Source organism: Ottowia thiooxydans DSM 14619, from assembly GCF_000422885.1.
Taxonomy (GTDB): Bacteria; Pseudomonadota; Gammaproteobacteria; order Burkholderiales; family Burkholderiaceae_C; genus Ottowia; species Ottowia thiooxydans.
Genome location: NZ_AUGX01000012.1, coordinates 114348 through 126385, shown reverse-complemented (window position 1 = coordinate 126385; position 12038 = coordinate 114348). Strand labels below are relative to the sequence as shown.

General features: G+C 58.2%; 12 protein-coding genes. 7 read left to right on the top strand and 5 right to left on the bottom strand.

Going from position 1 to position 12038, the window contains the following annotated elements:
* Window positions 1-36 precede the first annotated feature (36 nt).
* Genes G518_RS34775 through G518_RS0111500 form a run of 3 tightly spaced genes read left to right on the top strand, consistent with a single transcriptional unit; the run spans window position 37 to window position 2459 of the window.
* On the top strand, window positions 37-939 hold the full coding sequence (locus tag G518_RS34775; RefSeq protein ID WP_084651709.1) for a methionine ABC transporter ATP-binding protein: 903 nt from the start codon (window positions 37-39) through the stop codon (window positions 937-939).
* Complete coding sequence (locus tag G518_RS0111505) at window positions 932-1594, top strand: methionine ABC transporter permease (RefSeq protein ID WP_028602676.1); 663 nt, start codon at window positions 932-934, stop codon at window positions 1592-1594. The genes G518_RS34775 and G518_RS0111505 overlap by 8 nt, the downstream gene beginning before the upstream one ends.
* 40 nt (window positions 1595-1634) lie before the next feature.
* Window positions 1635-2459 carry a MetQ/NlpA family ABC transporter substrate-binding protein gene (locus tag G518_RS0111500; protein ID WP_028602675.1) on the top strand — a complete coding sequence of 275 codons (825 nt, stop codon included), beginning with the start codon at window positions 1635-1637 and terminating at the stop codon, window positions 2457-2459.
* Between the two features lie 31 nt (window positions 2460-2490).
* Here the strand turns inward: G518_RS0111500 and G518_RS0111495 are convergent, their stop codons facing one another.
* The gene (locus G518_RS0111495) at window positions 2491-4497 is read right to left on the bottom strand and encodes an OPT family oligopeptide transporter (RefSeq protein ID WP_028602674.1); all 2007 of its coding nucleotides are present in this window, start codon (window positions 4495-4497) and stop codon (window positions 2491-2493) included.
* 439 nt (window positions 4498-4936) lie between these two features.
* Between G518_RS0111495 and G518_RS0111490 the strand changes: the two genes are divergently transcribed.
* Window positions 4937-5350, top strand: coding sequence for a PaaI family thioesterase (locus tag G518_RS0111490; RefSeq protein WP_028602673.1), 414 nt, complete (start codon window positions 4937-4939; stop codon window positions 5348-5350).
* Window positions 5351-5403: 53 nt separating this feature from the next.
* Here the strand turns inward: G518_RS0111490 and G518_RS0111485 are convergent, their stop codons facing one another.
* The 3 genes from G518_RS0111485 to G518_RS34770 all read right to left on the bottom strand — a co-directional run bounded on the left by G518_RS0111485 (window position 5404) and on the right by G518_RS34770 (window position 8173).
* Entirely contained in the window at window positions 5404-5685 is a 282-nt protein-coding gene (locus G518_RS0111485; RefSeq protein ID WP_051236455.1) for a hypothetical protein, read from the bottom strand.
* A 929-nt stretch (window positions 5686-6614) separates the two neighbouring features.
* A complete protein-coding gene (locus tag G518_RS0111475) occupies window positions 6615-7187 on the bottom strand; it encodes a DNA-3-methyladenine glycosylase (protein WP_028602670.1) in 573 nt (190 codons plus the stop codon).
* 32 nt (window positions 7188-7219) lie between these two features.
* Window positions 7220-8173, bottom strand: coding sequence for a TraB/GumN family protein (locus G518_RS34770; protein ID WP_051236453.1), 954 nt, complete (start codon window positions 8171-8173; stop codon window positions 7220-7222).
* 112 nt (window positions 8174-8285) lie between these two features.
* On the opposite strand from G518_RS34770, the gene hpnC reads away from it, so the two are divergent.
* From hpnC to hpnE, 3 genes are all read left to right on the top strand, one after another.
* The gene (gene hpnC, locus G518_RS0111465) at window positions 8286-9134 is read left to right on the top strand and encodes a squalene synthase HpnC (RefSeq protein ID WP_028602669.1); all 849 of its coding nucleotides are present in this window, start codon (window positions 8286-8288) and stop codon (window positions 9132-9134) included.
* Window positions 9135-9172: 38 nt separating this feature from the next.
* Complete coding sequence (gene hpnD, locus G518_RS0111460; protein WP_036594426.1) at window positions 9173-10018, top strand: presqualene diphosphate synthase HpnD; 846 nt, start codon at window positions 9173-9175, stop codon at window positions 10016-10018.
* Window positions 10019-10111: 93 nt separating this feature from the next.
* The gene (gene hpnE / locus G518_RS0111455) at window positions 10112-11431 is read left to right on the top strand and encodes a hydroxysqualene dehydroxylase HpnE (RefSeq protein WP_036594425.1); all 1320 of its coding nucleotides are present in this window, start codon (window positions 10112-10114) and stop codon (window positions 11429-11431) included.
* A gap of 184 nt (window positions 11432-11615) precedes the next feature.
* On the opposite strand, the gene G518_RS34765 is transcribed toward hpnE, so the two are convergent.
* Window positions 11616-11963, bottom strand: a complete 348-nt coding sequence (locus G518_RS34765; protein WP_051236451.1) for a carboxymuconolactone decarboxylase family protein — start codon at window positions 11961-11963, stop codon at window positions 11616-11618.
* Window positions 11964-12038 lie beyond the last annotated feature (75 nt).

Sequence of the window (12038 nt, the reverse complement as noted above, 5' to 3'; positions counted from 1 at the left end):
TCGGTTTGCGAGCATTCCTTCGGTATGACGCCCCTAATGACTACTGTTTTGCCTATTCGTTTTCCTCCACCGGAGACCGCGTCAGATGCGCCTCCGGTGATCCAGCTCGAATCCGTTCGCAAGTCGTTCAAACTTCCGAATGGAGAAAATTTCGACGCCGTGCGTTCGCTCTCGCTGGATATCTACGCTGGCGACATCTTTGGCCTGATTGGTAAGAGTGGCGCGGGCAAATCCACACTGCTTCGACTGATCAACCTGCTTGAACGCCCTGACGCGGGCCAAGTGATTGTGGAAGGCCGTGATCTGACCAAGCTCTCGCGTCGCGAACTACGGGACACGCGCCAGAGCCTTGGGATGATCTTCCAGCAGTTCAATCTGATCCAGAACGCCACGGTGGCAGATAACGTGGCCTTCCCGCTAAAAATCCACGGACGCCACACACGGGCTGAGATCAAAGCGCGTGTACAAGAGTGCTTGAAGTTGGTGGGCCTGGAGGAAAAAAGCGAAAGCTACCCTGCCCAACTGTCCGGCGGGCAAAAGCAGCGTGTAGCCATTGCGCGTGCGTTGGCTCCCCGCCCTAAGGTGCTGCTATGCGATGAGCCGACATCAGCCCTGGACAGCGAGACCACGCACGAGCTGCTGGCGACGCTGCGCGACATCAATCAGAAGCTTGGCGTGACCATTGTGATCGTCACGCATGAGCTGCAAGTCGTCGAACTGTTATGCAGAAAAGTAGCCATTCTTGAACAGGGCGAGCTGATCGAGCAGTTCGCCATTGATGGCCCTACTGGCCCCCGCTTGACGGTACTGGGCCGGGAGATTGACGCACTGGTGCGTCGCCGTGCCCGAGAGGCAGCAGAGTCGTTGCAATCAGGCGCAGGGCTTGGTGAAGGCAGCTCGCAGCGCCGTACCCAGATCCAGGGAGTGGCTTATGCCTGAGAACATTGTTGCCATCTTGCCCGAGCTGGGCATTGCAATCGGCCAGACATTTTTGATGTTGGCCATAGGGCTGAGCGCGGCTCTGCTAATCGGCGGGCCGCTGGGGATTTTGTTGTTCTTGCTGAGCCCCGGGCAGTCGCTGGAGAACAAGCCTGTGCACTTGGTGCTGAACTGGATTGTGAACACCGTACGTTCGTTTCCCTTCATCATTCTGCTGGTGGCGCTGGTGCCCTTCACGCGGGTGATTGCGGGCACTTCCATTGGCCCATTAGCCGCTGCGGTTCCGCTGTCTGTGGCCGCGATCCCGTACCTGGCCCGCCTGGTGGATCAGTGTTTGCGTGAGGTTCCGCGAGGCGTCATTGAAGCGGCCCACGCCATGGGCGCCACAGAGCTTCAGATCATCTGGCGCGTGCTGATCGTGGAAGCCCGCTCCGGCCTGGTGCTGGCGTTCACTGTGCTTGCGGTGAGCTTCCTATCGTATTCGGCTATTGCCGGCGTCGTTGGCGGTGGCGGTATCGGTGATCTCGCCATCCGCTACGGCTATTACCGTTTCCAGACAGACGTGATGGTGATGACCGTCGCCCTGCTCGTGGTACTGGTTCAGATCATTCAGTTTGCAGGTACCACGAGCGCACGTCGTCTGGACAAGCGTTGAATATTTTCGTTTCTTTTCTTAACTCCAACCTATCGTCATCATGAAACACACACCTCTGCGCCGTTCCGTTCTCGCCCTGGCTTTTGCCGCTGTCTCGCTTGGAGGCTTGTCTTTGCAAGCCAGCGCGCAAAGCGCCAAAAAGGAGCTCACCATCGGCGGTACTGCCGGCTCCAACATAGACCAGCTCAAGCAGGGCATCGTCCCTATCCTGGAGAAGAAGGGCTACAAGGTCAAGCTGGTGGAATTCAACGACTACGTGCAGCCCAATCTGGCGCTGGCACAAGGATCGCTTGATGCCAACTTCTTCCAGCATCTGGTCTACCTCAAGAAATTCGCTACAGACCAGAAGCTTGATATTGTGGAGCTGGTGCAAGGTCCGATTGCGCCGCTGGGTGTCTATTCGACCAAACGCAAGACCTTGGCTGAAGCCAAGGAAGGCGACCGCTTCACCTTGCCGAATGACCCAAGCAATCTGGCACGTGCGCTCGTTCTGCTGGAGCAGGCCAAATTGGTGACGCTCAAAAGCGGTATTGATCCCCTGCGCGCCTCCGAGAAGGATATCGACCAGAACACTCGGAAGCTGAAGTTCATTCCGCTTGAAGCTGCGCAACTGCCGCGTTCGCTGGGCGACACAGAATACGCCATCATCAACGGCAATTTTGCAATCTCTTCAGGCCTGAAACTGACAGAGGCGGTGTCGCTCGAAAAAACGCCTGACCACTATCTCAATGTGGTTGCCGTCAAGCGTGCAGATAAAGACGCGGCCTGGGCGAAGGATCTGACAGAAGCCTACCGCTCTAAAGAGTTCCAGACCGTGGTGGACAGCAAATTCAAGGGCTACGCCAAGCCTGCGTTCTTGCAATAAACCATGCGCCAGGCTTGATGGGCGGGCGCGCTTAGGCGCGAACCGCCCGTTTGTAGAAGAACACAGCGATCCCGATGAAGCCCAGCAGGCCTAACCACATCGCTGGCGCAAATCCTTCCGCCACCAGCGCGAGTGGCGCGTCTTTGCCGCTGAAGCCTATCAGCGACGCAATCACCAGGCCCATCAGGCTTTCGCCTACGATCAAACCTGAAGCTAAAAGCAACCCGCGTTCTTCGGCCGCTGCGGCCCATGCCTTGCCGGCATGTTTGGCGCGCGCGTCAATGGCGCGTTTGATGAGATAGCCCAGTACAGCGCCTGCGGTGAGGGTCAGGCCAATGGTGGGTGGCAAGTAAATTCCCAGGCCTACCGCCAGCGGTGGCAATGCCCCCTTGCCAGAGCGCCGCAGCGTGACATCCGCAATGATCACCGCAATACCGATCGCAATGCCTAAACCAAGCATGCTCCAGTCCAACGAACCGCTGAAGATGCCCGTGGCAATCTGGTTCATCAAAGTCGCTTGCGGTGCAGCCAGGGCTTGAGTCGCGTCCATGCCTTCTCGCGGCATTGATCCTGCAAAGCCATAAGCGTTGTAAAGCAGATTGAGCACAGGAGGAATGACGGCACCTCCAACCAGGCAGCCAATAATGAGCACCACCTGTTGGCGCCGGGGTGTCGCACCTACGATGTATCCGGTTTTCAAGTCCTGAAGGTTGTCATTGGAAATGGCAGCCATGGCCAGGATGATCGCCACCATAAACAGCACCAGCCCCACACCGAGCTTCCCCGAGACGCTGGCCTCAAACCCAGGTACCAGCGAATGCAAACCCAGCAATGAAAGCCCCATGAGAATGGTGGCAATGATGCCAATGCCTGATATAGGGCTGGCAGATGAACCCACCAGCCCGGCCATGTAGCCGCAAGCGGCTGCAACCAGAAACCCAAAAACCGAAGCGAAGAGCACGCACAAACCTGCGAGGCTGTAGAGCGCGGCACTGCTCAGCTCTGGCATGTAATCCTGAATGAAACTGGTGACGACTCCAAAGAGCACTGCCAGCGCCGCCAGGCCGATGATCAGCATCCAGCTGCGAGGCATGTCTTCATCGGTTTCATCGCGGGGGGTGCCAGCAGCCACCTCTGCCCGTGCAGGCTGGCTGCGGATGGCGCGGATGATCGGGCGCGCTAATGTACCCACAGTCCAGAGCGCCGAGATGCCAATCACTCCTGCGCCAAGAAAGCGCGCCTTGCTGGCCCACAATTGATTGGCGAGATCGCTCACAGCTTGTCCCGCTAATGGCGTGGCCTCTGCGGTCAGCCAAGGCACCACCACGCCCCAGCACAACACCAAACCCAGCAGCACCGAAATCCCCGCCGCCATGCCCATGAGGTAGCCAGCGGCCAATAACGCTGGCGAAAAGCCTGCCGCCACGCGGAATGCCACGTTGCCCACGGGAATCCAGGCGCTGAATGATTCGCCCAGAACGCGCAGGCCGCTGCTCATGAAGCCGAACAGGGCTGCAAGGCCCGCACTCCAGCCGAGGTCGTGGAGACTGGAGTTCTTTGAACCAGTATGGGCACCAGTCTCATCCTGGTGGCGCTTTTGGTCTCCCACGCGCAGTACTTCTGCTGCTGCGACCCCCTCAGGGTAAGGCAAGTTTGATTGCACCACCATGACTCGGCGCAGGGGCACCGTATAGAGCACGCCCAACGTACCGCCGGCAGCGCAGATCAGCGACGTTTGCCAGAACGGGAAGCCTGACCAAAGCCCCAGCATCAGCAAGGCCGGCAGCGCGAAGATCACGGATGAAAGTGTTCCCGATGCAGACGCCTGGGTCTGCACCAGATTGTTTTCAAGGATGTTGGAATCCTTGAAGCGGTAAAGGAGTGCCATGGAAATCACGGCTGCCGGGATTGCGGAAGCGAAGGTCAACCCAACCTTCAATCCCAGATACACGTTGGCCGCCGTGAAGGCCAGAGTGATCAGCGCACCCAAAAGAACGCCGCGCACGGTGAATTCACGCGAGAAATTGTCTTTTTTCATAGTTTGAGTCGTTATAGGCTCCGGTCATAACGCTTGAATCTGGCGCCGTCAGAGCGGGGAGCCACCCTTCCCTCGGGTGTATCGGCGGATTGTGCACCGATCTCAGGCCATATTCTGGCTTTTATTAGAACAAAAATACTCTTTTTTAAGGTAAAGACCTCAAAGTAGTACAAGTATTTCCAGCGATTTGGCAACGAGAGGGGTTTTGCAGAGGTTCCCTAGAGCGCTCGGGCATTCTCAATTTCCAGGCGATGCTTGCTGGTCTTATCTAGAGCGAAGCAGAATGAGCGGGGTAGAGCGAAGCAGAATGAGCGGGGAATTCGATACGCGTGTCGCGCGTGAGGCAATTGGCCTGCTGAGCATCTGATTGCACGCCCCGGCGGTCAGACTGCAATGTGATCGAGAGTCATGGCCCATTCACCCCTACCTTGGACTGAAAATGCTTAGAACCAATCAAACCGTAGAGAAATTCCTGGAACGTCAAAAAGGCACACTGCCGGGCACCTTCGGCTTGCGGCCGCTCGCCATTTCAGAAGGTCGGATGACCATGGAGCTCACCATCGCGCCTTGGATGATGGCCCCCAATGGATTTCTCCATGCCGCCACACTGATTCTGCTGGCGGACACTTGCGCAGGCTACGCCACTGTGGCGCACTTACCGGAGGGGGCGAAAGGATTTACCACGCTGGAGTTGAAGTCCAACTTTCTGAGCACGGCCAAAGAAGGCGTATTGAGCGTGGAAGCCGTGGCAGATCACATGGGCCGGACCACCCAGATCTGGTCTGCCACCGTGGTGAATGAAACTGGCCGCAAATTGGCGCTGTTCCGTTGCTCCCAGGTCATTCTGTGGTGAGCGCGGCAAAGGCGTGAGGATGGGGCGCTTGATAGAAACGCCAGCAGGACAAATTAGACCTCGATGACGACTTTGCCGGTATCAATGAATTCATTGAATTCAACAAGCGGAATGGCGGCATTCATTGGCTGCCCATCTTCCTGCCAGCTCACCACCATACTTTGCTCAGCGCGCTCCAACTCAAGGGCGTAGTCAGGCTCTATGGCAATTAGCGGCCCATCTCCCGCGCGGAACTCCAGGCGCGAACGCACACGAGCTCTCGCACGATCTCCAGGAGCCATTCCGTCTTGGCCCTGGGTGTAGTCGATCGGGGAAGCGGGGGTAACAGCATTCATACGGGACTCCAGGTTGAACGATAAAAGAGTGCGTGTTGATTCTTAATCGTGTGTGATCGTTGCTTCGTCGGACGAAGGCGCATCCACTTGAAATCAAGTGAGAGGTTTGAGGAGAAAGCAGCGATGATTTGCCGAAGCAAATCATCGCTGGAAAACCGCAGCTCGAGGAGGAAGGGAGGAGGAGAAAGAGCTGCGGCTAGAGACGGCTTTGGCGATCAGGAGCAATTGCGCAAAATACTTCCCCCACTTGCAATGGCCGGAAGCATTTGTTGGCATTGCTCCAAAGTGGCAAACCTGAAGTTGAACTCGGTCCCACCGGCATCTGCTACGCGGGCCTTGGCGGGCAGGCTTGCTTCGGCTGATTCCGAGGAACAACGCAGTGCCCCAGCACCGTGGGAGCTATTTCTTCGCAGGTTCTGAAGATGAGTCGCACAAGTGGTGGAATCGTGCCCGTCGTACTCAGCAATCACCTTGCCCTCGGTAGATGCGTACTGAAAAAAACGCCCGTGATCACTGACGGAAACAGATGTACATCCCGAGATAAAAGAAATCGCGCCCACGCATGCCGTGGTGGCGAGTGAGGTGCGAAGTAAAGGGATCATTCGGGTTATGGCCTGAAATGGGTATGCACTCATTGTGAACGTCCTTGTCATGCCCTGCCGTCGTCTATAGGCCTGGTTGCGTGTCAGACAACGCCCACAGGCCGCTTTCGTAACTGAAGCTCCGTAAAGCTCGCGAGAGGGCCGGGAGCCTAAGAGCCTGTTCAAAGTCTCCTCGCGGTCCTATTGCGCTCGAAAAACAGCGTCTGCGGCGTTAAAAATACTCGCGATACCACGAGGTATCCCTGCGTTTTTCGTCGCATGGGCGCACCCCTTGCATCCACAGTCTTTCGAACACAATAGCCCTCGCGCAGAGACTTTGAACAGGCTCTAAAACCGCCGACTCAGGAACCGAGATCCCCGCAACCCAAAGCGCCAAGGCAAATCGACCGCCTTGGAGATGCCGATGCGCGGGCCAGCTAACACCTGCACCGGAGGATGGGTGGCGGGAACAGCCAGTACTTCGAACGGAGGCTCGTCCAGCCGCAAACCGTAATGCGCCAAGCTGATGCCCAGAGCTTGGCCTACGCGACCAGGCCCCGCACAGAGCAGGCGCTCGTCTTGGAGTCCTCGCCTTTCACGCATGCGGTCCAAGCCTTGCATAGGCTCCAGCGCCCTGATCAGCACCCCGGCGCCGTGATGCTCCTCACGACACACAAAATTCAAGCACCAATGGATGCCATAGCTTCGGTAGACATAGGCTCGGCCAGGAGGGCCAAACATGGCCTGGTTGCGTGGTGTGGGCCCGGGGTAGCAGTGAGAGGCTGGTTCAGAGCGGTCATAGGCCTCGGTCTCTACGATGATTCCACCCACCCCATCCACCAGCAGGGTGGCACCGATCAAAGCGTGCGCCAGGGAAGGTGCGTCCTTCTCGAAATCGCGAGGATGGAGGCGACGGGGCATAGCGGATGCAGGGGGCGGGGTTGAGATCAGGATCAGAACACCATATCCACGGTGTAGCCACGCGCTTTCAGCAGCGCAGGCAGGCCCGCCGCGCCAAACATATGCAGGGCGCCTACTGCACCGAATACCGGGGCACTGGCAGCATGCAGTTCATCGATTCGGGAGGCAAGGGTGAGGTTGCGCTCATCGAGCAAGCGCCGCGCCATGGCGCGTTCGGCTTGCGAATTCATGCAGTCGCACCATTGCTCATAGTTTTGGAGGGTTGTGGCATCACTCCCCGCCCAGGCTCGGGCCAGTTTGACCAGCACCTGGGTCGCGGCGCCGCTTTCAAGGTCGCTCAAGCTCTCTGCCATCATCTCCGTCAGTTCGGCGAGGTTGCTGGCGCGCAGTGCGCTGAGCTGCTCATCAACGGTTTCCAAAGCACGAAGCGGTTTTTTCTGGTGCTTTGCCATTGCGGTCAACATGGTTTCAGCACCATACGCTGGCTCCAACCGGTGGCGGCGCGCGGCGGCTACCAGGACAGTGCTGAGCTGAAACTCAGTGCGCAGGCCTTCGAGCGGCTTCCAATCAATGCATTCTGACTCTGCCTGCTGGCGTAATCGCGCCGTTAATTCAGGTGCAAGGCGTGAATCGCCAGCTTGAGCACGCATCCCCTGCATAAGCTGGGTCACGGTGGCTGTATCGCTCAGGTCCATCTCCAGAGCCAAAACCCTGCTGTCATCCATGGCAGCTTGTACCTTGGGCCCGGGCGCCCACCACTCCAGCCGGCCAAGGTGTATGGTGCCGTACAAATAGGAATGCTTTCCAGCCTTGCTGATCTTCCAGAGAAAGCCCCGGTCTTGGGCTTGCTGTGCCGCGGCAGACAGGGCTGCCTCGGTGGGAGGAACGAAGGCTTGCAAGCATTCTTTACCCCATGCTCCTGGCGCGAGCAGCGTTGCCAGGAGACCGGAGGCGGTAACAACCCATTGGCGAAGCGTTGATGTCATGAAGAGCGTTAAAAGGTGAGGGGGTGGGGATCTCAAAGTCTTGTTTCATTCTCGCTGATCGCACGGTGGGTTTTGTGAGTGGACATTGCACGCAGGTCACAATTGCGAGCCCATGCCTCAATCCATTGATCACTACGAAAATTTCCCCGTGGCCTCCTGGTTGTGCCCGCCTCATCTGCGGCCACCTATCGCGGCGATCTACCATTTCGCCCGAACGGCCGACGATATCGCCGACGAAGGCCACGCCAGCGCGAACGAGCGTTTGGCAGACCTGGCGGCGTACCGTGCAGATTTGCACGCGGTGGTGAAAAAGCGGGCGCCTTCGAATCGCTGGCGGCCCGTGTTTGAGCCATTGGCCTCCCAAATGGCGGCATTTGATCTGCCCCCCCAGCCTCTGGATGACCTGCTCTCAGCCTTTACTCAAGACGTCACCATGACGCGCGATGGCAGCGCGTATGCAGACATGACTGACCTGCTCGACTACTGCAGCCGCTCAGCCAGCCCTGTAGGCCGCTTGTTGCTGCACCTATACGGCGTGAGGGGTGAAGAGCGCTACGCCGAGAGCGACGCCATATGCTCCGCACTACAGCTGATCAATTTCTGGCAGGATTTGAGTGTGGATATCCCGCGAGGCCGCTATTACCTGCCCTTGGCCGACTGCGCGGCGCACGGGTTCATCATCAGCGATCCCGCACGCCAGTTTCCTGAAATGCAGCAGAGCGGGGAAAGCACACTTCTCATAAAAGCCTGTGTGGAGGATGCACGAGCCAGAATGCTGAGCGGCGCCCAGCTCGTGCACCGTATTCCCGGCCGCGCCGGCTGGGAATTGCGTGCAGTAGTGCAGGGCGGTCTGCGCATTCTGGACAAGATCGCCGCCACTGGCTACGGCACTCTTCGGGGGCGCCCCACCGTAGGAAAGGCAGACGCGCCCATCATTTTTTGGCGCATGCTGCGCATGTAATTCTGGCCTCGGCCCCGACCGATGGGACAATCAACCCTGTGAGCACTACCCCGCAAGACTACGTTCAACAAAAAGCCGCTGCCTCGGGCAGCAGCTTCTATTACGCCTTTCTTTTTCTGCCAGCGCCGCGCCGCGCCGCCATTACGGCCTTCTACGCCTTCTGCCGAGAGGTGGATGACGTGGTGGACGAGGTGAGCGATCCCGGCGTGGCAGCCACTAAACTGGCTTGGTGGCAGTCTGAAGTAGGCCGCGCCTATTCAGGCCAACCCACCCATCCGGCCATGCAAGCGCTGATGCCGCATACTGCCGAATACGGCATAGAAGCGCGCCATTTGCTCGCCGTGATCGAAGGCTGCCAGATGGACTTGACGCAGTCTCGCTACCTGGATTTTGCTGCGCTGCAACGCTACTGCCATCTCGTTGCCGGCGTGGTGGGCGAGGTTTCAGCCAAGATCTTTGGCCAGAGCGTGCCACAGACCACGGAATACGCCCACACCCTGGGCCTGGCGTTTCAGCTCACTAACATCATTCGAGATGTCGGCGAAGACGCACGGCGCGATCGCATCTACCTCCCAGTGAGCGAGCTGCAGCAGTTCGACGTCAAGGCGCACGAGGTCGTCAAGGGCGAATACTCTGATCGCTTCGTGAAGCTCATGAAATTCCAGACCGAGCGCGCGCACGCCCTGTATGACAAGGCGCTGGCCCTGCTACCTGCCCAAGATCGCCATAGCCAAAAGCCGGGCCTGATGATGGCCAGCATCTATCGCACTCTGCTGCGCGAGATAGAAGCCGATGATTTCAAGGTGCTGCACCAGCGCATCGCCCTTACGCCGCTGCGCAAACTATGGCTCGCCTGGAAGATGCAGGCACTGGGCCGGTTCTAGGAATGAGCGTTCGCTCGACGAGTTTTTGTCGTTTTGCGTGGCCGGGTTGTCGCGGCACCACGGACTCTCGCGCCAATGGCACAGAAGGCTGAAATGACGAGTCCGCAACGAATCGCCATCATCGGTGCTGGCTGGGCGGGAATGGCCGCTGCAGCACGGGCGGTACAAGAAGGCCATCAAGTCACACTGTTGGAAGCTGCACGCACGCTCGGCGGCCGGGCAAGAGGCGTACCGCTCACTTTGCCTGATGGCGGTGAAATCTGGGTAGATAACGGCCAGCACATTCTCATCGGCGCCTATGCCGAATCCCTGCGGTTGATGCGCATGGTGGGCGTGGATCCGGAGCAAACCCTGCTGCGTTTTCCTATGGCGTTGACGTTTCCGGATGGCACAGGCCTTTCGCTGCCGGATCTACCTACCCCACTGGATGCGCTAGCTGGCATCGTAGGTGCGCGCGGCTGGCCGTGGCGATCCAAACTGGCGCTGCTCAGGGTAGCTAGCCGCTGGCAGCTAGCCGGGTTCCGTTGCGCCCCGAGCGCCAGCGTGGCTGATCTCTGCGCCGGATTGCCGCCCACGCTGATGAAGGAATTTATCGAACCTCTGTGTGTGTCGGCACTCAATACGCCGGTAAAGCAATCCAGCGGTACGGTCTTTCTGCGTGTTCTGAAAGATGGCTTGTTCAGCCAACGCGGTGGCTCCAACTTCTTGTTGCCGCGCTGCGATCTGAGTGCACTATTTCCTGTTCCTGCCGCGCGTTGGATCGAGGAAAAAGGTGCGCGGGTGCTGACCGGCCAGCGAATCGATGGGGTGGAAAGAAAAGCAGATCAGTGGTGGATAGATGGTGAGTCGTTTGACCTGGTGGCGTTGGCCGTTTCCGCCTCAGAAGCCGCTCGCATCCTGAACGTATCGTCACAGGTTGCTGAAGGCTCTTTGCACGAACTGATGAAGATGTGGTCTGCGCAAGCTGCCGCACTGGAATTTCAGGCCATTGCTACGGTCTACGCTCAGGCTAATTCATCCGGCACAGCTTCGCTGCTGCAGCGCCCCATGCTCGCTCTGCGTGCAGATGATCAGCATCCCGCGCAGTTCGTGTTCGACAGAGATCAAATCAGCGTACCCCAACATCCCACAGGGCTGCTCGCATTTGTGATCAGCGCCAGCCAGGGTGAACGCACGAAGCTGGAGGCTGCTGTAGTCGCTCAAGCCCAGAGCCAACTGGGATTGGCCGTGAAGCCTCTCCTCACCATCATCGAAAAACGCGCCACCTTCGCGTGCACACCTGCATTGGTCCGCCCGCCGACTCAAATCGCTCCTGGTTTGGCCGCTTGCGGTGACTACATTGAAGGGCCGTATCCGGCCACGTTGGAGGGCGCGATTAGAAGCGGTTGGGGCGTGTTCGACCAACTTCGTTAACGCCAGGCTCCCTGCCGACCTGGCGTTCAATGGTTGAAGCTTCGCGCAGGATAGAGCACAGAGAAGGCAAGAAATGCTACGGCTATTGATCCGGCATGGCGATGCATTAACCGTTCGCCCTGAGCTTGTCGAAGGGCTTAAACCCTTTCCAGGACGAACGAGATTCAAACTTCATAAGGCAGCATTAACTGCCTGCTTCATCAGGCTTCACAAACCCTGATTCGACCAACACGGGGCGAGCAATAAGTGCGGCGGAGACAGCCGCTGGTGTCCCTGCATAGAAGGCCAAATGGGTGATGAGCTCCGTTAGCTCCACCGGCGTCACGCCGTTATCCAATGCCTTTTCCATATGCGAGCGCATTTGATCAGTCGCTCTCATGGCAATCAATGCCGACACCGTGATCAGACTGCGATCACGTTTGGAGAGCTCGGGGCGTTCCCAGATGTCCCCGTATATCGTCGTGTCGATGAATTCCACGAGCTTTGGCACCGTGTCTTTGATCTTGCCTTTTGAAGACGAAGGGTTCCCCATGTTCTGCTTTCGGTTGAAAAGTCACCCCATATTGCACTAGTCTGAGTGGGCTGCGGTGATCACGTTCCAAGGTCC